The organism is Streptomyces sp. ISL-1 (assembly GCF_018614585.1).
Taxonomy (GTDB): Bacteria; Actinomycetota; Actinomycetes; order Streptomycetales; family Streptomycetaceae; genus Streptomyces; species Streptomyces maoxianensis.
Window position 1 is genome coordinate 15,437 of sequence record NZ_JAGGOI010000011.1, and the last position, 22,616, is coordinate 38,052.

The window sequence follows — 22,616 nt, forward strand, 5'->3', positions numbered from 1 at the left end:
TTCCGCATGGACAGCGCAGCCATCGATCGGTTCGAGGCCAGCCGGGGCCGGCTGGCCTCGCTCGCGTACCGTCTGCTCGGCTCGGCAGCCGATGCCGAGGACGCCGTGCAGGACACGTTCCTGCGCTGGCAGGCCGCAGACCGCGAACGGGTCGAGGTGCCGGAAGCGTGGCTGACCAAGGTCGTCACCAATCTCTGCCTCGACCGGCTCCGCTCGGCGCAGGCGCGCCACGAGCGAGCGGCCGGTGCCTGGCTGCCCGAGCCGCTCCTCGAGGGCGACCCGATGCTCGGCCCGGCCGACACCTTCGAGCAGCGCGAATCGGTGTCCTTGGCCGTACTGACCATCTTGGAGCGCCTCTCGCCGGTCGAGCGGGCCGTCTACGTCCTGCGTGAGGCCTTCTCGTACAGCCACGCCGAGATCGCCGGGATCCTCGGCATCACCGAGTCCGCGAGCCAGCAGCATGTCCACCGGGCCCGGATCCGGGTCGCCGCCGAGCGCCGCCGCGGCGGTGAGGCCGACCCCGTGTCCGCGCGCCGGGTCGTCGAGGAGTTCCTCGCCGCCGCCACGTCGGGGCGCACCGAACGGCTGGTGGCGCTGCTCACCGACGACGTGACGGCGGTCTCGGACGGCGCCGGACTGGGCAAGCGGCTGTTGCGGTACAAGACGCGCGAGCGGGTCGCCTCCTACGTGCGGGCCGGCTTCAAGCCCACGCCGGCGAAGCGGCGGCTGGCCGGCGGCTCGCCCGCGATCCATATCGCGCTGGTCAACGGCTCCCCGGCCGTCCTCGCCGTGGTCGACGGCCGGGTCGTGGGCGCCGTGGCGTTCGAAGTCAGCGACGGCAAGGTCGCGTCCCTGCGCGGCATCGCCGCCGCGGACCGGCTCGCGCGCCTCAACGAGGCCTGGCGGCAGCACGAACCCGAGGCGCCGGTCATCAACGTATGGTGACCAGAGCCACCGGAGCGGGGGCCGACTGTCAGCCCGCGGCGGCGGCCTTCCGCCTGGGGCGGCGCGGCGCGGGAATCTCGGCGTCCTTGAGGCCCTCCGCCCACAGGGAGCGCACATGGCCCAGGTGCCGGGTCATACACGCCTCGGCGCCCTCCGAGTCACCGGCCAGCATCAGATCGAGGAGCTCCAGGTGCTCCTCGGCAGACGGCAGCAACTGGTCGCGTTCGTCCAGCGCAGTCAGTCCGTAGAGGCGGGAGCGCTTGCGCAGATCGCCGACTGTTTCGACGAGACGCTCGTTGCCCGTGAGGCCGAGCAGGGTGAGATGGAACTGGCGGTCGGCCTCCAGATAGCCGATCAGGTCGTGCTCGCGGGCGGCGCGGACGATCTCATCGGCCACCGGCCGCAGCGCCTCCAGGTCTTTGCGGGAGGCGCTGCGGGTGATCCGGCCGACCATCGGGACCTCGATCAGGGTGCGGATCTCGGTGTACTGGTCGAGATCGCGCTCATTGACTTCGGTGACTCTGAACCCTTTGTTCCGTACCGGTTCGACGAGACCTTCGCGGGCCAGGTCGAGCATCGCCTCACGCACCGGGGTGGCGGAGACGCCGAAGTCCTCCGCGAGCCCTGGCGCCGAGTAGACCTCGCCCGGGCGGAGTTCGCCGGAGATGAGCGCGGCCCGCAGAGCATGAGCCACCTGGTCGCGCAGCCGCTCGCGGGCCGTGACGAGGTTGCGCTGCTTCAGGTGTCCCATGGTGCTCCGTCCGTGCCGCCGCGGATCATCAGGGTACAATGTCACGTTGCTTTCGTGGGTGCGAGGCTGCGGTGCGGTGCGGTGCGGTGAGTGGAACTCCAGGGCTGCGCGGCCCAGTTCGCACGGGCCCGCGGGTGGAGCGCGGTCGCCCGGCGGCGGTCAGCCGTCGAGGAGTTCGCCGGCCACCCCCGCGGATGCATGAACGGGGCGGCGGGCAGAAGGAGTTCACCGGGCAGCGGGCCGGGCCCCAGCCGCAGGGTGAATGACCTCGGCGTAAGGCGTCAGGTCGTGACATCCCGTGTGGAGCCCTTCGCAACGCCAATCGGCCGCGCCGCCTGTTCGGTTATCGGAGCCGACTCCCACAGGCAAGGTTTCACAAAGTGGGCTGTGCTGAGGGGTTGTCAGTGCAATGTCACATTACTACGTTACGCATCACATGGCGGCTCGTTGGACCGTGACGTCAACGGCCGTCTGTGGCACGGCACTTCATCCCTTCGACCCCCCACTCAGGAGACATCGTGTCTCGAGACGGATACACACCCAGACCCCTGCTGGCCGCGGTATTAGCGGCCGCGGCGCTGCTGGCCTCCCTCGCACCACTCGGCCAGGCCTCGGCGGCGCCCGCGCAGCCGGAGCCGGCCGCCGCTCACGCCGGGCCCGTCGACCGCCACAACCCGCACGACGAAGTGGAACGCCTCGCCGCAGCACCCAAGTTCACGGCCCGTACCGCGCCCGCCCCCGGCGGACTGCCGCAGGGCCGTACCCCCGGCGCCCGTACGGCGAAAGCGAGCGCCAAGGAAGCCGACTCTTCCGCAGTTCCTTGCACGCTGGACGGCATCACCCCTCTGGGCCCCGAGCAGTTCGCTGACTTCCTCGCCGATCCGGCCGTCACTGCTGACGGTTGTCTGCGCGACATCCTCTGGACCTGGGACGCCCGCCTCACCCCCGTCATGTCCGACGCACACGTCCAGGCCGTCTCCCGCCGGATATCCACGCTCTCCGCGGCCCACGACGGCAAGAACGGCAGCCATCTGCTGGAGATGCTCACCTACCTCCACGCCGTGGTCTACCACGACTTCTCACGCAGCGAGATCGACGTCACCGACGCCCCCACCAGCGAGGCCATGCGCCGCGCCATCAACGCCTTCGGAACGGCGGCCCGCTCCTTCACCCCGACGCGAACCAACGCCGAAACCCTGCGCGAAGCCCTCTACGCCGGCAGCGGCACCGGGCTGCGCCACTCCCAACTCGGCCTGATCCAAAAGGTGCTGGCGACCCTGGACCAGTACCACACCACCACCTACAAGGACCCCGCCTGGGGCGGCGCCGCGCTCGCCGGGCTCTCCGTCAACTACCTGGGCGTGTACCCGGGCAACAACGACACCACCTTCCGCACGCTGGTCACCCGGAACTCGACGTACCGCAACGCCTTCAAGAAGTTCGCCGCATACACCCACCTCAAGGGCACGGCGAACGAGTGGGCCGTACGGGACGCGCTCGGCGAGTACGGCCGCTTCGGCCAGATCGAGGCAGTGAAGTCCGAGACCGTCTCCGGCCTGGGCGCGCTGCTGCCGGTCACCACGCGGAACTTCGGAGAGGGCAGCCGGCCCTGGGCCAAGGTGGCGAGCTGGCTCAACTTCTACGAGGCATGCAAGCCGTACGAGGTGTGCAAGGACGACATCGAGCGCCGCATCTTCCCGTACACGTTCATCTACGACAACGGCGCCATGAAGGTCCGCACCGGGCTGGACCGGGTGGTCGTCGACCAGCTCTACTACGCGAGCAAGCAGGTCAAGGCGCAGTTCCACCGCGTCCTCGGCACCGATGCGCCGCTGACCGGCGACACGAACACCTCGCTGAACGTCGTGCTCTACGCCTCGCGCGCCGACTACGAGACGTACCACCCGCTGCTCACCGGGATGGACACCAACAACGGCGGCGTCTACATCGAACGCGGCGCGACCTTCTACACCTACCAGCGACGCGTTCCGCAGGACTCCTCGCTCACCCTGGAGGAACTCTTCCGCCACGAGTACACGCACTATCTCAACGGCCGCTGGGCGGTGCCGGGATACTTCGGTGAGGGCCCGTGGTACCAGGGGGACCGCACGACCGCGATGGACGAGGGCTCGGCCGAGTTCTTCGACGGCGCCACCCGCGACGAAGGCATCGCCGTGCGTAAGTCGCTGGTGCAGGGCGTCATCGATGACACGGCGGGCGGCGGGCCGCGCATGACCGTGAACCAGTTGCTGCACGCCACCTACGACGGCGACGGCTTCCGCTTCTACGACTACGCGGGCACCTTCTTCGAGTTCCTGTGGACCGAACGCCCCTCGCTGATCCACGAGATGTACGGGTATCTGCGCGCCGACGACCCTGCCGCCTTCGACGCCTGGCGCAACCGCCTCGGCACGGACGCCGCGACGCAGCGCGCGTACGACAACTTCCTGGACACACAGATCGCCCGGGTCGACGAACTCTTCGTACCGAACACCACGTTCAATCCGAACGACCGGCTACGGGACTCCTCGGCCGAAGCGGTCCGCGACTCGTTCGCGACCGCCACCCAGCTCGGCCCCGCCTGCGCGACCGCCCCGGATCCGACGATGCGCCGCTTCATCTGCACCGGCCGGATCACCGCCAACCTCACCGACGCATCGAGCCCCGACCGTATCTTCAAGGACATTTCCGAGACGGTCGACTACTTCATCCTGGACCGGGCCCGCCCCGCGTCCACCAATCTGACCGACATGAACTGCCACTTCGGCAAGGTCGACGTCTGGACGGGTGGCCGCGCCGGCACTGCCGGCTACACCTGCGAAGGCCCGCTGCGCAGCTGATCGCATACGGCCCCGGGTCGTACGGTGCGTGGCACGAGCGCCGTACGGCCCGGGAGGCGTCGGCTTGACTCCGAGCGCGCCCCGGGCGGCACCCTGCCTGTCCTGGGCGGCTCGGCGAGACGGCCGGGCGAGATCGAACCGCCCTGACAGGGGCGGTAGTTGAAGGAACGTTTGGGACAGGACCGGCATCGGCCGACGGAGCCGCCGCGCCGTCGGTGTGGCCGGAGCGGAACAGAGCCCCGGCTGTACGGGGGAGACCAGCCAGGGCGGTAGAGGGTGCTTACGGAGAGCGGTCGCCTCTCGGTGAAAGGCGACAAGATCACCAAAGCTTGGCGGGGCTTCGGTCGGCAGATAGGTTAGCCTGACCATTTGCTTGGATCTCGGCCCGCTTCGACTGTGCACTCCAGGCAGACGGGTCTGGCGCGCGCAGACGTCGCGCCGCCGTCCGGAGTGCATGGGAGCCCGGGCTGGAGGCTGAAAGGGAGCAACCACCGTGACAGACCGCTGGGTCAGGCTGGAACTCGACGTGAACGCCTTCGACGCGGCCCGCTTCGAGAAGTACATGGAGCGTTGCCGGGTCGCGGGCATCCGTTTGACCACGTTGGCCGAGTTGGGGGACACCCCACGTCACCGACGCGCACTCTACGAGCTCAACAAGGAATGCTCGGCCGACATCCCTGACCGCGGCGAGTTCTACACTTTCGACGAGTACCTCGAGCGCAGGATCGAGGTCCCGTCCTACGACCCGCGTGGCGTCGTGATCGCGCTCGATGACGACGTATGGTGCGGGCTCGCCGCGACATCAGACCGGCGATCTGCCGGCTTCGTCTGCAACGAGATGACCGGAGTCAAGGCCGCCTACCGTGGCCGGGGTATCTCTATCGCGATGAAGACATTTGGCATCGGATTCGCCGACCTGTGCGGCGTGGACAAGATTCGAACGGTCCACCACCCGGCGAACACGAGCGCCATCGAGATGAACCGGCGACTCGGTTTCGTCGACGCTGAATGGGACTGACTCCGAGCCGCCCGGCTGCGTCAAGCTGGCTGATCTGCGGTACGGCTGCGGCGGCGTTGACGGCGACGCACCAGCGTCGGCAACCATGGCGCAGCGCCGAAAACGACCAGTACCGAAAGCAGCGGCATCCGCCACCACCACGTGATACTCGCCGGTGGCGGGGACGGCGTTTGTTCCACCCATGGGCGTGCGGTCTTCGACCATGCCAGGAACGCGTCACCGATCGGGAGCAGGCCGAAGGCGTACCGCTTGGTCCACGGGGTGTCGACCGGTAGGCCGGCGAACTCGCTGTAGTTGGCCATCGCAGTGGCGAGCCGGGTGTCGCCGTGGACTTGGGCCGCGCCGATGGTGACGACCGTCGCCGACAGACTCACACCGAGGGGCAGCGGGCCGGAGTCGACGTCGGCCGGACCGTCCACGCCGCCGGGGTACTCCCGTACGGTCGGCCCGAGGCCGAGAGGCGAGACGATATAGCGGTCACGGAAGCGCAGGTACTGCTCGCCGGCGAAGACCGGGTCGATGTCGACAAGGAAACGTTGAATGATGCTCTGCGAGGTGCCCCTGGCCACCTCGACCGGGTCGCCGGTGCCGGGGTCGACTCGGTGCGGGAGCAGCCCGGTGCGCGGATCAAGCCGCTGGCGTACCCCGTCCAGCCAACGCTCGACAGTGCCGGCGAACCGGGTCGGCAGCAGCGTGTCGTGCAGCCGCAGCGAAGCTATCGCCACGGTGGAGTCGACCGGCCATGCCTGCCCCGGGTACGCCGCCAAGTAGGGCGACTTCGAGGCGTCGAACGCCGCGCCCAGCGCGGCGGAATCGTCGGCGAACCGGTGCAGTTCGTCGGGATCGCGTTGCGCGGGCGATTGCAGGGTCAGCACTCCACCGCGCAGCCAATTGCTCCAGCCGCGGTAGAAGACGCCGTACGACGGGACGAGGCCCGCGCTGAACGGGGCACGGCCGGGTGGCGAGTCCAGCCGCCCCAACGCCCACCGTGCCTCCCGTAGCGCCGCTGACCGCTCGCCCGCCGGTTCACGCATCCCGATCTCGACCCAGCTCAGGCCGTACAGCGCGTGCATGAAGAAGTACCCCTCCGGGAACAGCCGCTGCGCCTCGTCGTCGGCGTCGTCGTCCAACGCGGCGCGTAGAAACGCCAGTTGCCGCTGGACCCCGGCCGGTTCACCGGTCGCACCCGCCGTGGCGGGCGCTATCAGCCGCACCGCACCCACCAGCGCGCACACGGTGACCACAACGGCGACCACCCGACGCGACCACCGCAGCACCTGACGCGCTGTAGATGGGGGTCCGGACATGCGCTGATAGTACAGTCGGCGCCGATCCGCGCCCGATCACATCCCTCGGTGGCATCTGCGGCAACCGCGTTCCCGTCGCGTGCGGAGGCCGCCTTTCTCGGGGCAGGATTGCTGGGCCTCATCCGCGGAAATCGGCCACGTCGCCTGAGGGCGGTGCGCAGTTCGATGTTGCGGAGTATGCCGTTTTTTCAACTCCTGCTACTCCTGGCCGACTTAGTCCCTATTCTTACTGTCCTACCGGGCCCGATTTGGGGGGTGCCCGGTCCGACCCCGAGGGATGCTCATGTTCCGTACCCGTTCCATGGCCGCTGTCTCGACGATTGCGGCTTTCGCCGGCCTCATAGCCCTGCCTTCCCCTGCGCAGGCAGCCGGCTCGGTCCACCTGTACAAGATCTACTACGACAGCCCCGGCTCCGACCGTGGCGCCAACTCGAGCCTGAACGCGGAGTATGTGCAGATCCGCAACACCACCGGCGCCGCCGTCAGCCTGAAGGGTTGGGTCCTGGTCGACGTGGCCAACCACAAGTACACCTTCGGCACGTTCACGCTCGGCCGGGGCAAGACGGTGACGGTGCGCACCGGCAAGGGCACCAACACAAGCGCCAACCGCTACCAGGGGCGGGCGTGGTACGTGTGGAACAACGACAAGGACACCGCCACCCTGAAGAGGGCGAACGGGACCAGGGTCGACACCTGCTCGTACAACTCGACCCGCGTCGACTACAAGATGTGCTGAACCGGCAGTCCCGGTCGCGGCAGACCCTGTGAGCCACGCCCATGAGGGCCGATGGCCTGTGCCGCTCGGCACGGCTGCCCTCGCCGTATGGCCGTGCCCAGGTTCACCAAGGGACTGCAGGAGAGCATTCACCGTTCCCGGAAAATCGACCACGAGATCGAGTTCCAGCCGATCCTGGATCAGCTCGTGCCCCGGGACCGCGTGCGTGACGAGGAGACTGAGTCGAAGTACCCGTAGATCATCGGCGGGCCCGGCCTGGCGCTCGCCCAGGCGTTCAAGATCGTCCACCCGGACCTCACGAACCCGCACACCCACCACTGGGACCAGATCCGGGCCATCTTCGATCTTCTGCTCTGAGTCCCGAACCGTTGCCGGCCGTCAGTGCTCGTACTGGCGGCCGGCGAGTGTGCGGTCCGAGGTCTCCTGCCCGCCCGTTCGACGGGCGTCTGATCGGCGCGGAGAATGAGCCGTGAATGAGTGGGGCAGGATGCCGCTTCGGTAGCGCGCGGCCAACGTCGATGAGGCGGTGGCGACCTGCCGGCAAGGTGGTGGTGATGCCGACTTGGCGTTTGCGGGACTTCCGCGACGACGATCTGGACCGCGCCATCCAGATATGGGATCAGGACCGGCAGGCGGACGATTCGCCCCCCGTGTTCCTCGTCTCCGAGGTGATGGCCGCGGCCCGGACCGGCAGTCCCGCCGTGGTCGCGGTGGTGGGCGACGACATGGTGGGCATGGCAGTGGCGCAGGCCCAGGATGAGCGGGGCTGGATCACGCTGGTGGCGCTTGCCGCGACGTGGCGTAACCGCGGGATCGGCAGCGCCCTGATCGGCGAGCTCGAGCGGCGCCTGCGGGTGCACGGGGTGCGCCGGATCGGTGCGCTGCTCGCCCCGGGGGCCACCGGAACGACGGCCCTGGAGAACTCCGGCTACCGGGCCCGCGACGGATTGATCTTCTACGAGAAGGTGGAGCATCTCGGCGCGAGCGATGCGGGCCTGCTCGCGGAGCTCGGCGGGAGGGTGCTGCCGCAAGGGCTGTGGCGTGCCCTCGCGGGGATGGAGCGTGAGAAGGAAGCCATCGAGCGGCGGATCGTGCTGCCGGTGGCCGAGCCGGCGCTGGCCGACCGGTACGGGGTGACGCCGCCGAAGGCAGTCATCCTCTTCGGCCCGCCGGGCACGGGCAAGACCAGCTTCGCCAAAGCCGTCGCCTCCCGGCTGGAGTGGCCGTTCGTGGAGCTTTTTCCCTCCCGGCTCGCGGCGGCAGCCGCCGGGGGGCTGGCCACCTCGCTACGGGACACGTTCGCCGACCTGGCCGAGCTGGAGACCGTTCTGCTGTTCATCGACGAGGTGGAGGAGATTGCCGGCGTCCGGTCCGGCCTGGCCGTCGATCCCGGCCATGGTGTCACCAACGAACTGCTCAAGCTGATCCCCGGCTTCCGCGATCACGACGACCGTCTGCTGATCTGCGCCACCAACTCCGTTCGCTCCCTCGATCCGGCGTTCCTGCGCCCCGGCCGGTTCGATTACGTCATTCCGGTCGGTCCCCCCGACCCGGTCGCCCGGGCGGCGATCTGGCAGCGCTACCTCGGCCCCGTTGTCGAGGGTGTCGAGCTGCAGCGGCTGGTGGCGGCCAGCGAGATGTTCACACCCGCCGACATCGAGTTCGCCGCACGCAAGGGTGCCCACGCCGCGTTCGAACGCGAAGTGGCCGACCGCCGAGACGCGCCGGCCCGCACCGAGGACTACCTCGCCGCCATCGCTGACACCCGTCCCACACTCACTGATCAGGCGCTGACCGAGTTCCGGGAGGATATCGAGGACTACGCGCGCCTGTGACGCCGACCGGCGTCACGCAGGGGAGCCGACGAGCGTGCGGCGGGCTGCCGTCAGGCGGTCCGGCGGCGGATGGCGATGACGTTGTCGGTGACGGCGGCGGTCTGACCGTGCGGGCCGGTGGCCTGGCGCCAGGGTCGGTCGAGGCGCTCGGCCCGCCAGCGGCCAGGGTCCAGTTCGAGATCACTGAAGACGTCTTCGGGGGTGGGGAAGTTGGTGTCCGGGTCGGGGTTCCAGGCCCAGGGACGGACGGAGCCGTGATCGACGATGAGCAGCAGTCCGCCGGCGGTCAGCGCGTGGGCCGCCTGTTGGAAGACGCGTGCCCGGGGGAATTCCAGGGGCGTGTGCAGGTACTGGGCCGAGACGAGGTCGAATGTGCCGGCCGGGAAGCTGCGGGCCAGGTCGTGCTGTTCGGTCGTGATGAGGTCACCGGCGCGGGCGGCGGCCGCGTGAGCGGCCGTGCGCCGCAAGGCGGTTGCGGAGACATCGACCGCGGTCACCCGCCAGCCGTGGGTGGCAAGCCAGAGTGCGTCGCCTCCCTCCCCGCAGCCCAGGTCCAGCGCGATGCCGGGGGTCAGCGCCTGCGCGCTCTCGACAAGGACGGGGTTCGGGTTGCCCTTCCACACACGTTCCTGGCTGCTGTAGTGGTCCTCCCAGAAGAGTTCGGCTTCACCGGCGCGGTCGGTGTCGGGGGTGCGGTCGGTCATAGCGGGTGCCTTCCTGTTCGTCGAGTGGTGCGGCGGGCGGACTGCGTACGTGCGTCACGAGTTCGTCCCTGTGGCCCGATGGCGGCCTGCGTCCGGGCAGGTTGCTCCGGAGGGCCGGTGACACACCGCCGAGAGTGATCCGTGATGCCATCGAGTTGCAATTTTTCATGCCAGTTCGGCAAGATGCCGGCATGGAAGAGCTGAGCGACGTACTGGCCTCCGTGGGACCTCGGCTGCGAGAACTCCGACGACAGCGCAGCGTCACCCTGGCCAACTTGGCGGAGACGACCGGCATTTCGGAGAGCACGCTCTCGCGACTGGAGAGCGGCGGACGGCGGCCCAACCTGGAACTGCTGCTACCGCTGGCCCGCGCATACGGCGTCCCGCTCGACGAGCTCGTCGGGGCACCGCACACCGGCGACCCACGCGTGCACCTGCGCCCGGTACGCCGCCACGGGATGACGTATGTGCCGCTGTCCCGCCGAGCAGGCGGAATGCAGGCGCACAAACTGGTGATCCCAGCCAGGAGCGCAGACGTCGATCCCGACCTGAAGGTGCACGAGGGGTACGAGTGGCTCTACGTCCTCAACGGTCGGCTGAGACTGCTTCTCGGAGACCAGGACCTGGTCCTGAAGCCCGGCGAGGTGGCGGAGTTCGACACCCACGTACCGCACTGGCTGGGAGCTGCCGGCGCCGAACCGGTCGAGCTGCTCGTCCTGTTCGGCCAGCAGGGGGAACGTGCCCATCTGCGCGCCCGCTCGACCTGACCCATCCCGGAAGCCTGCGCCTGCGCACCAGGCGGAAGTGGACTTCAACCCGCCGCTGAGCAGGCCGGGATGCTCGGCGTCCAGGAAGCGCCCATCAGTGAGCGGACCACGAGTGTCACTGCCCTGAAGGCCGGCCAAGAGGGAACAGCGTGTCGAGCCCGTGGGCGCGGTCTCCCAGAATCCGCTCGCAGTTCGCGGACTCCGCGGCCGGGCTGAAGGCGCCGGCGAGCCGAGTCGCCTTCCGGCGGGCCACCGCCGCGTCCGTGTCCGCGGCCACGAGGTCGGCGTTGATCGCTGCCGCAGCCTGCATTCCAGAGGCCGCGGAGGCGGGGACCCCGCCCATGAGGTCGGTGACGTTGCCGGCGGCCCACACCCCGGCGGCACCGGTGAGACCGCTCGCGTCCGATTCCACGTAACTCCCCACGCCCCAAGGGTGCTCCACCGCCGTCAGGCCGAGGCCGGCGAGCACCCCACTGCGGGCCTCGAAGCGAGGTCCCACCGCCAGGGCCCGCACCGGCACCCGCTGACCGGAAGCCAGCCGCACGCCCGAGAGGCGGTCATCGCTGATTTCAAGAGCGACGACCTCTCCATCGACCACTGCGACGCCGCGGGCGGCCAGCTGTTCCCACTGCTCCTCGCCCGGGTCGTCCGCGGTGTGGAGGAAGAAGGTCACCTCCGGCGACAACTGGCGGAACAGCAGCGCCTGGTGCACCGCCCGCGGACCGCCGGCCAGCACCCCGATCGGCTCGTCGCGCACCTCCCACCCATGGCAGTACGGGCAGTGCAGCACGTCGCGACCCCATCGCTCGCGCAGACCGGGGATGTCGGGTAGCACGTCGACCAGTCCGGTCGTCACCAGCAGCCGCCGTGCCGTATAGCTCCGGCCACCCGCGGTGTCCACGATGAACCGTTCGCCGTCACGGCGCGCCGCCACCGCGCGGTCCGGGACGATCCGCCCGCCGTACCCCGTGACCTCCTCACTGCCCGCCCGCAAGAGCTCACGCGGCGCGACTCCGTCGCGGGACAGGAACCCATGGACCCCGGAAGCGGGAGCGTTGCGCGGCTCCCCGGAGTCGACCACCAGTACCGAACGCCGGGAGCGGGCCAAGGTCAGCGCACCGGACAAGCCGGCGACCCCGCCCCCGACGATCACCACATCCACATCCACATCCACATCCACTTCAGCGAGGTTCTTCTTTACCGTCTCAGTCATACGGACACCTTGCGAGCTACTTGAGCGTAGCCGCAAACCCCTTTGCCGCTTTGGCAACTTTCTGCATGGTGCTGGAGGCTTCACGCCCTTCCCGCAGTTCAGGAGGCTCACTTCCGGGACGTATAGATCACGGCGATAAGGACCAGGAGGACTACGGCAAGATTCCTGACCTCAACCGGTTGCCATCCGGACTGGATCGCCAGTGTGAAGACGACGTAGGGCCAGCTCGGCCGGCGCGTGTTCGGGGCAGTCATCTTGGCCTTCGCTTTCTGCTGTGCCGATATGGCGAAGCGGATTGAAGGCCGAGTCTCGGAGCTGATCTGATTGACCATCTGTTCCCGGGACGAGGGGGCAGGTGAAGTCCGGACAATGCCGGATTGGCCGCAGACAACAGGGGACTTGATGAGCAAGGCGGGGCGGCCGCGGGAGTTCCAGGGCGGGCCCAGGGCGAACGAGTTGGCGCGCTTCCTGTGCGAGCTGGCCGGCCGGCACAGCCTGACGACCAGAACCTTGTCGACGCGCTTCAAGGGCAGTGCCAGCAGTTCGACCTGGGCGCTCTACCTCAACGGCACGAAGCTCATCCCGGCCGAGGTGCTGGGCAGGATCGTGCGGACGCTGTTCTCGCACGACCCGCGTGCCCAGGAGTTCTACGTGACCGAGGCCAAGCGGCTGTGGAAGGCGGCGGAGGCCGAGACCGAAGCCGGGCCGGTGCAGGACGGCGGGCCGCAGACCGAGATCGTGCGGCTGTACGAGCGGCTCAACGAGGCCACGGAGGGCATGGCCAAGGCAAGGTCGGTGGCTCACGAGTCCGAGCGTGTCGTCGGCATGCTCATCCCGATGGCCGCCCTGCTGCAGTCCCGGATCGAGACACTCACCGGCGAGCTTAGCCGTGCGCTGGAACGCGAGCGGGCGTTGGCCGAGCTCCACCTCGCCCAGGCCCGGCTCCGGCTGGAGCGGACCGGACCGAACTGGCCAGAGCGCAGAGCAACCGCTACAGCGCGGAGCATGCCCAACAAGCCCTGGCGAAGGAGGCACTGGAAGCCCGCAAGGAGATCGAACGGTTGCGGCAGCAGGTCGCGGACCTGGTCTCGCCGAAGGCGGAGGAGCGGGCCATGCCGGCGGTCCAGCCCCCGCCGGAACCCACCATGGACATGATCGACGAAGAGCTCGACCGCGTCAGCACCGATCGCCGGGAGCAGGAGGTGGCCCTCGCCGCGGTCCTGGAGCAGGCGGGAATCGAGCCGTCCCCGGACGCAGGGACGCGGATTGTCGCCGGCACCGTCGTGGACGACATGGACAACTGCCCCGTAGCCACAACGGCGGACACGGCTGGGCACCGTAGCGGCCGTGCCGTGCCCCCGCCATTGTCCAGGACAACCCAGGACAACACCGCGACCAGTGAACTGCCAACTCGTGAGCCGGCCGTTTCCGTCACCGCTCCGGGCCACGCCCTTCCCGGGGGCCCGGCCGGCCGGAGACGGGCTCGCTCGGGCATCGAGCGCGACATCGACGACGATGCGTTCAACGACATCGTCAACGGCTTCGGTGATCAGACAGCCCCGTCCACTTCCCGGGCACAGCCGAGCGTCGTTCACCGCGTGGCCCGGATCATGGCGGTGTTACTGGGCGTCGGCGGCTTCCTGGGGGCGGCGGCCGCGATGGTCTACTACGACCTCACCCGGGATGTGTCCGAGGGCGTGGCATACGCCTCCGGCGACAAGCCGAGCGAATCCCGCCGCAGCTGCAGCAAGTCCGCATGCGCCGGTATCAACGGTCTGCAATGGGAGTTGCCTGCCGGCCGGTCCGTCACGACCGTGCTCAACCTCGACCAGCCGGGCAACGGCCAAGCTCTGCAAGGAAGCTTCAAGTTGAACGGATTCACTACGCGCTGCACCAATGCCACGGTGCAGTGGAAGATCACCGCCGACATCACCCAGATCGCCTCCGGCACCCTGGCGGCCCCCGACACCACGCCAGAGGGGCGCAAGCTCGCTGAGTCGCTGCCCGCCCAGGCCGACACCGTCACGATCACCGCACAGCGCACCGACGACGAGGCATGCGAAACCCTCCTGCAATGGGAGTCGGCAGGGGTGGCATAGACACCAGGCCGGGCGCGGTCTCGACCGTCCTCTCACTTTGAGGCGACCGCTCTGGCCACGAGGCCGCGCCAAGTGCAGCGGGAAAATCCGAGCGCGACCCGTCAGCGACACCCGCGGGCGTTGAGCCGGGCGGCCTGGCGCGTCAGGTGGTCGCGCTCGGCGAGGTTGGGTGCCTTTTGGGCCGCCTCGGCGTACAGCCGTGCCGCCGTCGCCAGGTCGCCGTCGCGCTCGTGGAGGTACGCAGCCACCGCAGCGCGGCGGGGGATGGGGTATCCCCTGCTCGAAGAGCTTGGGGAGGAGTCGTCCAGCGCCGCGAGCGCCGCCAGGCCGGCGCGCGGTCCGTCGGCCTCGCCGACGGCCACCGCGCGGTTGAGCCGGACGACCGGGCTGTCGGTCAGGCGCGCCAGCTCGTCGTACCACTCGACGATCTGCACCCAGTCGGTCTCCTCGGCGGTGGGCGCGTCAGCGTGGAGTGCCGCGATGGCGGCCTGGGCCTGGAACTCGCCCAGCCGGCCGCGGGCGAGGGCCGCCTGGAGGATCTCGACGCCCTCGGCGATCGACTCGGTGTCCCACCGGCCGCGGTCCTGCTCGGCGAGCGGCACCAGGCTGCCGTCGGGCGCGGTCCGGGCGGCGCGCCGGGCGTGGTGGAGCAGCATGAGGGCGAGCAGCCCCGCCACCTCGGGGTGGTCGATCGCGGCCGCGAGCTGCCGGGTGAGCCGGATGGCCTCGGCGGCGAGGTCGACGTCGCCGGAGTAGCCCTCGTTGAAGACCAAGTAGAGAACGCGCAGCACGGTGGCGACATCGCCGGGCCGGTCGAACCGCACGCCGGAGACGGTGCGCTTGGCCCGGCTGATGCGCTGCGCCATGGTGGCCTCGGGCACCAGGTAGGCCTGGGCGATCTGGCGGGTGGTCAGCCCGCCGACGGCGCGCAGTGTGAGCGCGACCGCGGACGACGGCGTCAGCGACGGGTGGGCGCACAGGAAGTAGAGCTGGAGCGTGTCGTCCACCGTGGGCGCTGGCCCTGGCGCCGGCTCCTCGTAGACGAGATCCTCACGCCGGCGCCGGGCGGCGTCCGCCCGGGTCGCATCGAGGAACCGGCGCCAGGCCACGGTGACCAGCCAGCCCTTCGGGTCCCGCGGGGGGTCGGCCGGCCAGACGCGGACCGCCTCGACCAGCGCGTCCTGCACGGCGTCCTCGGCCGCCGCGAAGTCGGCTCCGCGGCGGACGAGGATCCCGAGCACGCTCGGCGCGAGGCTACGGAGCAGGACCTCGTTCACTTCAGAGGTCACTCCGTGATGCAGGGCTTCGCGGCCAGGAACGGTCGCAGCTCGAGCCACTCGTGGATCGGCTTCCCGCCCGCCCCGGGGGCGGCCGACAGCTCCCCGGCCAGCTCGACGGCGCGCTCGTAGCTGTCGACGTCGATCACCATCCAGCCGGCGATGAGGTCCTTGGTCTCGGCGAACGGGCCGTCGGTGACCGGCGGGCGCCCCTCACCGTCGTAGCGGACCCACGCTCCCTCGGGGGCGAGCGCCTGACCGTCGACGAACTCGCCGGTCTTCTCGAGCCGGGCCGCGAAGTCGTTCATGTACTGGACGTGGGCCGAGATCTCCTCCGGCGCCCACTGCGCCATCGGCACGTCGTTGACCGCAGCCGGGGCGCCCCGGTAGTGCTTGAGCAGCAAGTACTTGGCCATCGTGGTTCTCCTCGGTGCTGGTGCGACCCATTGTGGTCGCGTTCACTGCAGGGACGGAGCCAGTCACGGGTTCTCGACATCGCCGTCCGATTTTTTGGTTCTCGTAGATGAGCCTGGGTGAGCCCTCTCGCGGTGTCCGGGTCCACGGCGTGGCGCGAGGGCGAGACGGAGCGAGGCCTTCCAAGATCAGCACGACCATGCAACTGAATCAAGAGAGGGCCTCGCGTGCGTCACTACGTGTGGTCCTGGGGCGTCGTGGTGTGCTCGGACCGATGAGTCGTTCGGCGTGGAGGGCATGCACGTCCTCGACGTCACCCGCGATCCCGACGTCGGCGGTCGCCAGGGTCTGGTGGTGCTGGACGTCGAGTCCGACGCCGATCTGACCGGGCTGTCCGGACTGCGGGGTGGTCGCGGTCGGCCACGGCCGGCACCTCTACACAGGTCTGCCCCCGGCCTTGCAGGTGGTCAAGCCCCAACGGACTCCGACCGGCTGTCTGTCTTGGTGGGCTTGAGAGGGGTGAGTTGGCGCAGGGCGAGCAGCCCGCCGATGCCGGGCAGCAGCGACAGGGCGATGGCCCGCGGGGTGCGCTGCGGGTCGCGCAGGACGGCGACGAAGCTGAACAGGTATGCGCAGCCGTGCGTGGGTCCGGCCGGCGAAGAGATGGCGGGCAGGTGCACCGTGAACAGGTTGGCCAGCATCACCACGAGGGTGGCCAGTTCGACCGTGCTCGCGATGCGCAGTGGTTGCCGGGTGCCTTCCATCGTCAGGCTCCCGTCGTCGAGCCGGGGCGGATGATCATCAGGACGGTCACCACGGCCCACAGCAGGTTGAAGATTCCGGTGAACATGGCCAGCCGCGCGGTGTGGCTCCGCTCAACAGGGGCAGTTGCCCCGTCGAGTTGTTCCAGCAGGGCGTCCTGACGGGGCAGGACCAGCAGCGCCAGTACACCCGCCGCGCCGGCGGTCAGCGCGATCGAGATGATGAGCCAGGTGTCGCCCAGAACACCGAGGCTGCTGGCGGTGGCGAACCCGAACACCGGTACGGCCAGACCGATTCCGGCGTAGACGCGGCAGATGCGGTGTAGAAGCCGGACCGTTCCCAGTGTTGCGGCATCGGGCCCGGCGGTCTGGGCGCGGCGGGCGGCGGGCGGGAACATGCTGGCGGCGACCGTCACGGGGCCGATGGCGATGATGGCGGCCAGGACGTGGAGGGAGAGGAGGAACTTCGTCATCGCAGGGTGCCGGGTTCCGCTTCGGTTTCGGTGACGCGATTGCCGCTGACCTTGCTGCCGGGCAGCCGGCCGGCTTTGGCCTTGCCGCTGAGCCGGTCTCCGTCGACGGTGAGGTCGAAGACGAGGTGGAGCCGCATGGGCTTGGTGATCGACTGGCGGTAGGCCACCGCGTCGCCTCGGACGGTGACGTCGGTCAGCGGGACCAGCTCTCCGGACTTGAGGTCCACGGCGGTGCCGTGCCAGGCGCCGTCGGGCTGCACGGTCAATTGCACGCGGGCCTGCTGTTTGCCCAGCGGTGTGTCGATGGTCAGGCTCCAGGTGCCTTCGGCAGACATGGTGCGGGGACCTTTCGGTAGCGGGAGGTCAGAAGGCGAGAGCGGGGGCGGCGCCGCGGCGGGACCAGACGGTGCCGCGGCGCTCGTGCTCGAAGAGCTTCTCCACTTTGTGTGCGACCCGGGGGCCGACCTCGCGCTCCAGGATGTAGAGCCCGACGTCCAGGCCCGAGGTCACGCCGCCGCCGGTGATCAGGTCGCCGTCGTCCACGACGCGGGCATCGACGGCGATGGTGCCGGTGGCGCCGAGCACATCGAGCCCGAGGTGGTGCGTGGTGGCGGGCCGGCCCTCGGTGAGCCCGGCCATGGCGAGGATCAACGAGCCGCCGCAGACGGTGGCCACGAGGGTGTCCTCGCGCTCGAGCGCCTCCTTGGCCAGGCGCGGGAGATCAGTTTCGAGCGTGCGGCCGAGGATCGCCGGGATGGCGTTCGCCTGCTCGTCCTCGCTCAGCTCAGCTGGGTCGCGTACGTCGCCCGCGGCGCCCGGCAGGACGATGACGTCGGCCCGCTCGGGGTCCAGGAGGGCGGTGGCCTTCAGGCTCAGCGGCGGAAGTCCGCTGGGCACGTCGCGCGGTCCCTCCGCGGAGACGAGCTCCACCTGCACGGCGCCCTCGGTGAGCATCCCCGCGGAGTGGAGCACCTCGTAGGGGGCGATGACATCCAGCGGGTCGAAGCCGTCGAAAAGTACGAACTGGGCGAGCATCGGCAGTCTCTCTTTCGTCGCAATCAGCGTTGCGACGACAACGCTAGGCGGACGATCAAGCAGTGCCCACCGGCATTAATGACAACCTCCCACGGATTCTCGCCAAGACCTCTGGAGTGCGACTTTGTGAATGTCTCCCGTCACAGACGCCCTGTGTCGCCTGGCGGGAACCTGTCTATCGTGTTGTCCATGCATACGGTGGCAGTTCTGGCTCTGGACCATGTGGTGGCGTTCGACATGGCCACACCCATCGAGGTGTTCGGACGAACACGGCTCCCGGACGGACGCCGCCCCTACCGGGTGCGCGTCTGTTCCCCCACCCCTGAGGTGAAGACCGAGGCCTTCGCCCTGCAGGTCTCCTGGGGTCTGGAGGCATTGGCGGAGGCGGACACGATCATCGTGCCGGGCTGCTCGGAGCAGGCACCGCCCCCCTCCCAAGAGGTCCTGGAGGCGCTGCGCGCCGCGGCGGCGGCAGGCACCCGCATCGCCTCGGTGTGCGCGGGCGCCTTCATCCTGGCCGCCACCGGCTTGCTGGACGGCCTCAGAGCCACCACCCACTGGATCGCCGCGGACCAACTGGCACGACAGTTCCCGCTGATCGATGTGCAGCCCGACGTCCTCTACATCGACAACGGGCAGATCCTCACCTCAGCCGGCGCCGCCGCAAGCCTGGACCTGTGCCTGCACATGGTCCGCCGTGATCTCGGTTCCGCCGTTGCCGCCGATGCCGCGCGCCTTTCGGTCATGCCCTTGGAACGCGAGGGCGGTCAGGCCCAGTTCATCGTCCACGAGCAGCCGCCCGTCCCCCAGGGGTCAACCCTTCAGTCCGTGCTGGACTGGATCGACGACAACCTCGCCCAGGAGCTGACCCTGGATGCCATGGCCGAACGCTCCGGAATGAGCGGTCGCACGTTCAGCCGCCGCTTCCGCGAACAGCTGGGCACCACACCCCTGCAATGGCTGCTGCGGGCCCGCGTACGGCGCGCGCAGTATCTGCTGGAGAACAGCGACTACCCCGTCGAACGCATCGCCCAGCAGGCCGGATTCGGATCACCGACCGCCTTCAGGGAACGCTTCCGGCGGGTCGTGGGCATCACTCCGCACGCGTACCGCTCCGCCTTCCACGGACGCCGATCCACGCAGCCGCTCACCGCAATGACAAGCACGTAACCACGCTTGGGACAACGGGTATGGCGGCGACCCTCGGATCCGACATCAAGACGATCTCACTCATGACGCGATCATCCCGCAGAGCTCAACCCGGCGAACCTTGACGGTCGGAGCATCGGACTTCTGCACCGTGTCGCGCGCCTCAGGGGAGCGTGACGGACGGGTAATCCTCGGCGTAGGACTCGCCGTTGGCGCCGTAGTAGGTGCAGGTGTGGGCGGAGGTGTCGACGTCGTACCAGATGATGCCCGCGTTCCAGCAGCCGCGGACGAACTCGGGGAACGCTGTCTCACCGGCCTGATCCGCCCGCAGGGCGTCGATCAAGGCCGTCCGGTCGAACTGCGGCGCGGCTGCGAAGCCGGTGACCAGCGGCTCGCCCTGGACCACGACGTCGCCGTGCTCGGTCAGGTACAGGAAGACGTTGGCCGGGACGGCCATGCGGCAATGAGTCACGCCGGCCTGGCGCAGGCTCTCGGCGAGGTAAGGAAAGCCACCGGCCTTCGGGCGGGCGGCCGCACCGCGTTCCATGGCGGCCTGAAGGCGGCTGATCGCGTCGGTGGTCATGTCGGTGGTCATGGTGTCTCCCTGATGGTTCCGGTGGTGCGCGCGTACGCCTTGGAGGTGACGCGCCGATATGACATCATGGTGCCATAGTGGCAACATGTTGTCTGAATGAGAAGTGGAACCACAGCATGGCGGAGCACCTGGCACTCCTCGTGGCCGACGTCTTCGAGGCCGCAGGCGCACTGCGTCGCGCAGGCGAGGCACTGGCGGCAGAAGAAGGGCAGACACAGGCCCGCTGGCAGCTGATGAGCGTGGTCAGCGAGGCCCCCCTGTCCGTGGCGCGTGCCGCGCGCCGTCTCGGAGTCGCCCGCCAGGGCGTGCAGCGCATCGCCAACGAGCTCGTCCGCGACGGCCTCGCGGAGTTCCGGGGCAACCCCGACCACCGCACCTCACCCCTGCTCGCCCTGACCGCTGCCGGGCAGCGGGCGCTGAGGGCCATCACCGCCCGGGCCGCCTCCGCGAACCAGGCGATGAGTGAGGGCATTTCGGAGTACGACCTGGCAGCCGTACGCGCCCTGCTGCAACGGCTGACCCGGCAGACAGACGACTGGACGGAAGCCGCGAGCCCGGCGCGCAGTGCGCGCCCGCACGCCGGGACCGCGAGCACGCGCGAGGAGGACGCATGAAAGCGGATGACACCGCATCGGGCAGCCCGGTCGAAGACCTCCGCGCCGTGTCGTGCGCGCCGGCCGACCCTGTCCGGGCCGACCAACACGCGCATACCTGCACAGCGACCCGAACCACCTCGGGGTCCGTGTGCCGGACCTGCGTCGCTGCGTCAGCGAAACCCGCCGGAGGCCGGGCGCCCGGCCCGGCTCGGACGTACTGGCTCTCCCACAGGATCTATGGTCCGCACAGGAGGGCCTCGCGAAACGAGGTCTGCCTCTGACCGAACGCGGCGTACGGTGATGCCGCTCGCATGTCCGTCCGCGGCGTCGACAAAGGGAGTCCGCCGAGCATGTCGCAACCAACTCCGCCCAGGGCGGACCACCCCCCTGTCGTCGTCGGCAACGCCGTCGGCTCCTTCGCCTGGGGCGTACTCCATGACCGGCACCCCGCGCTGGTCGAGCGCGTACGCCAGGCGACCGCCTATCCCGCGGAACAGCAGCACGCTCTCGATGCCCTGCTGCGCGAGATCGCCGAGGGAGGTGTCATCGAGCCTCTCAACGACACCGAACCGGGCGCAGCTCAGTGGCGGCTGTGGGCCAAGGACCACATCGGGCGCTGCTGGGCAGATGTGCCGTTCCTATGGGCGGAGAGCTACTTCTACCGGAAACTGCTGGCCGCGCTCGGCTACTTCGCACCGGGACCGTGGCAGGGCATCGACCCGTTCGCGCCTTTCAAACGAGCCGAACTCATGGGCACGACCGTGGATTCGGAGCTCGCCGTCCTCGACGAGATCCCCCGTCTCCCGGCACCGCAGCAGGACACCACGCTTCTGCACGCGTCACTGTGGGGGAACAGGGCCGACCTCGGTTTTCAACTCTCAACCGGGGACTCCGGTCTGGGCGAGCGTGTTACAGGGCTCGTCGTGGACGACACGGCAGCGCTCTGGGACCTGCTGACAGACCGACCGCCGGGAAAGGTGTGCCTCGTCGCCGACAACGCGGGGCCGGAGTTGCTGCCCGATCTGGTTCTCGCCGACCATCTGCTCACCGCGGACCGCGCCTCGTCCGTGAGCCTGCACATCAAGCCGTATCCGTACTACGTCTCCGACGCCACCACTTCTGACGTGCTCGACTGCCTGGCACGCATGTCCGCGGCTTCCGGACGAGCCGCGGAGATCGGTAAGCGGCTGCGGCAGGCCGTGACCGGTGGACGCCTCGTCCTGCGCACCTATCCCTTCGCGTGCGCCCCATTCCCGTACGAGGACATGCCGGACGAGATCCGGGAGGAATTCGCCTCCGCCACTTTGACCGTCATGAAGGGCGACCTGAACTACCGCCGACTGGTCGGCGATCGCCACTGGCCCGCCACCGCGCCATTCTCGGCGGTCACCGCGTACTTCCCCGGACCGGTCGCTGCGCTGCGGACATTGAAGTCCGACGTCATCACCGGTCTCGCCCCACACACCCTGACGGAGCTGGAAGCGACCGGCAACGCCTGGCGGACCAGCGGCACACACGCACTCGTCCAAGTCAGGACATGAGCGTGCGCCGCCTCGGCCCCTTCCTGGTCGCCGCTCCAGCCGTCACAGCTTTGTTCACCGGGCCTCGAACGACCGGATTTCATCGGCGCGGTGGCTCTCCTGACCTGGTCAGGCATTCTTCGCCCGCCGCCTGCGGGAAGAGCGCACTCAGCTCGGGTCGGTGGCCCGAGGTGGACAGTAAGTGGCGCTTCGGCCGCTGCCGCAGCGGCTCATCCGGCCATGCCAGGGGCCTGGACGGGCGGCTGGATTCGCGTCGCCTCGCCCGGCACAAGGCGCCGGCAGATCACGGGCGGCCAGCCGTAGCCGGATCGCGGCGACTGTGAAGGTGCCGTAGAAGAAGTAGGCCTGTGATGCCCCAGTTCGGCGTGGCAGGACAAAGTCGGCACCGGCTACATCGCCGACTCCCTGCGCTGGGCGCATGCCGTACTCCCGTACGACGCGAAGTACTCGGCGAAGCCCTCGTACACCTGCCTGGGGGACGGCTGAATCCGGCCGGCTGGAGTGGTCCCGGCCGGCGACCCACTGAACACGCGCCCCAAACTCACCAGTAGGCAACCTTC

At 69.3% G+C, this 22,616-nt stretch carries 22 protein-coding genes and 1 pseudogene; 12 read left to right on the forward strand and 11 right to left on the reverse strand.

Annotation, left to right across the window (positions count from 1 at the left end; all coding sequences use genetic code 11):
- The first annotated feature begins 6 nt into the window (after positions 1-6).
- The gene (locus J7E87_RS09895; RefSeq protein WP_215092186.1) at positions 7-945 is read left to right on the forward strand and encodes a sigma-70 family RNA polymerase sigma factor; all 939 of its coding nucleotides are present in this window, start codon (positions 7-9) and stop codon (positions 943-945) included.
- 28 nt (positions 946-973) lie between these two features.
- On the opposite strand, the gene J7E87_RS09900 is transcribed toward J7E87_RS09895, so the two are convergent.
- Positions 974-1,696 carry a GntR family transcriptional regulator gene (locus tag J7E87_RS09900; RefSeq protein WP_215092188.1) on the reverse strand — a complete coding sequence of 241 codons (723 nt, stop codon included), beginning with the start codon at positions 1,694-1,696 and terminating at the stop codon, positions 974-976.
- Positions 1,697-2,214: 518 nt separating this feature from the next.
- Between J7E87_RS09900 and J7E87_RS09905 the strand changes: the two genes are divergently transcribed.
- Positions 2,215-4,536 carry a collagenase gene (locus tag J7E87_RS09905; protein WP_308312888.1) on the forward strand — a complete coding sequence of 774 codons (2,322 nt, stop codon included), beginning with the start codon at positions 2,215-2,217 and terminating at the stop codon, positions 4,534-4,536.
- 493 nt (positions 4,537-5,029) lie between these two features.
- Positions 5,030-5,554, forward strand: coding sequence for a GNAT family N-acetyltransferase (locus J7E87_RS09910; protein WP_215092190.1), 525 nt, complete (start codon positions 5,030-5,032; stop codon positions 5,552-5,554).
- Positions 5,555-5,574: 20 nt separating this feature from the next.
- On the opposite strand, the gene J7E87_RS09915 is transcribed toward J7E87_RS09910, so the two are convergent.
- Positions 5,575-6,861 carry a hypothetical protein gene (locus tag J7E87_RS09915; RefSeq protein ID WP_215092192.1) on the reverse strand — a complete coding sequence of 429 codons (1,287 nt, stop codon included), beginning with the start codon at positions 6,859-6,861 and terminating at the stop codon, positions 5,575-5,577.
- 283 nt (positions 6,862-7,144) lie between these two features.
- On the opposite strand from J7E87_RS09915, the gene J7E87_RS09920 reads away from it, so the two are divergent.
- The 3 genes and pseudogenes from J7E87_RS09920 (at position 7,145) to J7E87_RS09930 (ending at position 9,432) form a co-directional block, all read left to right on the forward strand.
- Positions 7,145-7,597 carry a lamin tail domain-containing protein gene (locus J7E87_RS09920; protein ID WP_215092194.1) on the forward strand — a complete coding sequence of 151 codons (453 nt, stop codon included), beginning with the start codon at positions 7,145-7,147 and terminating at the stop codon, positions 7,595-7,597.
- A gap of 87 nt (positions 7,598-7,684) precedes the next feature.
- A pseudogene (locus J7E87_RS09925) lies at positions 7,685-7,954 on the forward strand (DUF1931 family protein).
- Positions 7,955-8,151: 197 nt separating this feature from the next.
- Positions 8,152-9,432: an ATP-binding protein gene (locus tag J7E87_RS09930; RefSeq protein ID WP_215092196.1), complete on the forward strand. Its 1,281-nt coding sequence runs from the start codon at positions 8,152-8,154 to the stop codon at positions 9,430-9,432.
- A 50-nt stretch (positions 9,433-9,482) separates the two neighbouring features.
- Here the strand turns inward: J7E87_RS09930 and J7E87_RS09935 are convergent, their stop codons facing one another.
- Positions 9,483-10,136, reverse strand: a complete 654-nt coding sequence (locus tag J7E87_RS09935) for a class I SAM-dependent methyltransferase (RefSeq protein ID WP_215092198.1) — start codon at positions 10,134-10,136, stop codon at positions 9,483-9,485.
- Positions 10,137-10,327: 191 nt separating this feature from the next.
- On the opposite strand from J7E87_RS09935, the gene J7E87_RS09940 reads away from it, so the two are divergent.
- A complete protein-coding gene (locus J7E87_RS09940) occupies positions 10,328-10,903 on the forward strand; it encodes a helix-turn-helix domain-containing protein (protein WP_215092200.1) in 576 nt (191 codons plus the stop codon).
- Between the two features lie 115 nt (positions 10,904-11,018).
- Here J7E87_RS09940 and J7E87_RS09945 read toward each other — a convergent pair whose 3' ends face one another.
- Complete coding sequence (locus tag J7E87_RS09945; RefSeq protein ID WP_215092202.1) at positions 11,019-12,116, reverse strand: NAD(P)/FAD-dependent oxidoreductase; 1,098 nt, start codon at positions 12,114-12,116, stop codon at positions 11,019-11,021.
- Between the two features lie 402 nt (positions 12,117-12,518).
- On the opposite strand from J7E87_RS09945, the gene J7E87_RS09950 reads away from it, so the two are divergent.
- Positions 12,519-13,271 carry a hypothetical protein gene (locus J7E87_RS09950; RefSeq protein ID WP_215092204.1) on the forward strand — a complete coding sequence of 251 codons (753 nt, stop codon included), beginning with the start codon at positions 12,519-12,521 and terminating at the stop codon, positions 13,269-13,271.
- Entirely contained in the window at positions 13,178-14,215 is a 1,038-nt protein-coding gene (locus tag J7E87_RS09955; RefSeq protein ID WP_215092206.1) for a hypothetical protein, read from the forward strand. Before J7E87_RS09950 ends, J7E87_RS09955 begins: the two co-directional genes overlap by 94 nt.
- A gap of 101 nt (positions 14,216-14,316) precedes the next feature.
- Here the strand turns inward: J7E87_RS09955 and J7E87_RS09960 are convergent, their stop codons facing one another.
- The 6 genes from J7E87_RS09960 to J7E87_RS09985 form a co-directional block, all read right to left on the reverse strand.
- On the reverse strand, positions 14,317-15,492 hold the full coding sequence (locus J7E87_RS09960) for an RNA polymerase sigma factor (protein WP_215092318.1): 1,176 nt from the start codon (positions 15,490-15,492) through the stop codon (positions 14,317-14,319).
- Positions 15,493-15,500: 8 nt separating this feature from the next.
- Positions 15,501-15,908 (reverse strand): YciI family protein, encoded by a 408-nt coding sequence (locus J7E87_RS09965; protein WP_215092208.1) that lies wholly within the window; start codon positions 15,906-15,908, stop codon positions 15,501-15,503.
- Positions 15,909-16,373: 465 nt separating this feature from the next.
- Positions 16,374-16,670 carry a DUF3817 domain-containing protein gene (locus J7E87_RS09970; protein ID WP_215092210.1) on the reverse strand — a complete coding sequence of 99 codons (297 nt, stop codon included), beginning with the start codon at positions 16,668-16,670 and terminating at the stop codon, positions 16,374-16,376.
- Between the two features lie 2 nt (positions 16,671-16,672).
- Positions 16,673-17,140 (reverse strand): DUF2269 family protein, encoded by a 468-nt coding sequence (locus J7E87_RS09975; protein WP_215092212.1) that lies wholly within the window; start codon positions 17,138-17,140, stop codon positions 16,673-16,675.
- Positions 17,137-17,475, reverse strand: a complete 339-nt coding sequence (locus J7E87_RS09980; protein WP_215092214.1) for a hypothetical protein — start codon at positions 17,473-17,475, stop codon at positions 17,137-17,139. The genes J7E87_RS09975 and J7E87_RS09980 overlap by 4 nt, the downstream gene beginning before the upstream one ends.
- 28 nt (positions 17,476-17,503) lie before the next feature.
- On the reverse strand, positions 17,504-18,175 hold the full coding sequence (locus J7E87_RS09985) for a DJ-1/PfpI family protein (RefSeq protein ID WP_215092216.1): 672 nt from the start codon (positions 18,173-18,175) through the stop codon (positions 17,504-17,506).
- 189 nt (positions 18,176-18,364) lie between these two features.
- On the opposite strand from J7E87_RS09985, the gene J7E87_RS09990 reads away from it, so the two are divergent.
- Positions 18,365-19,345 (forward strand): GlxA family transcriptional regulator, encoded by a 981-nt coding sequence (locus J7E87_RS09990; protein WP_215092218.1) that lies wholly within the window; start codon positions 18,365-18,367, stop codon positions 19,343-19,345.
- 142 nt (positions 19,346-19,487) lie between these two features.
- Here J7E87_RS09990 and J7E87_RS09995 read toward each other — a convergent pair whose 3' ends face one another.
- Positions 19,488-19,919, reverse strand: a complete 432-nt coding sequence (locus J7E87_RS09995; protein WP_251017218.1) for a DUF1398 family protein — start codon at positions 19,917-19,919, stop codon at positions 19,488-19,490.
- Positions 19,920-20,035: 116 nt separating this feature from the next.
- Between J7E87_RS09995 and J7E87_RS10000 the strand changes: the two genes are divergently transcribed.
- Together J7E87_RS10000 and J7E87_RS10005 are read left to right on the forward strand one after the other, a co-directional pair.
- Entirely contained in the window at positions 20,036-20,533 is a 498-nt protein-coding gene (locus J7E87_RS10000) for a MarR family winged helix-turn-helix transcriptional regulator (RefSeq protein ID WP_215092220.1), read from the forward strand.
- 332 nt (positions 20,534-20,865) lie between these two features.
- Positions 20,866-22,056 (forward strand): damage-control phosphatase ARMT1 family protein, encoded by a 1,191-nt coding sequence (locus J7E87_RS10005; RefSeq protein WP_215092222.1) that lies wholly within the window; start codon positions 20,866-20,868, stop codon positions 22,054-22,056.
- The last annotated feature ends 560 nt before the right edge of the window (positions 22,057-22,616 follow it).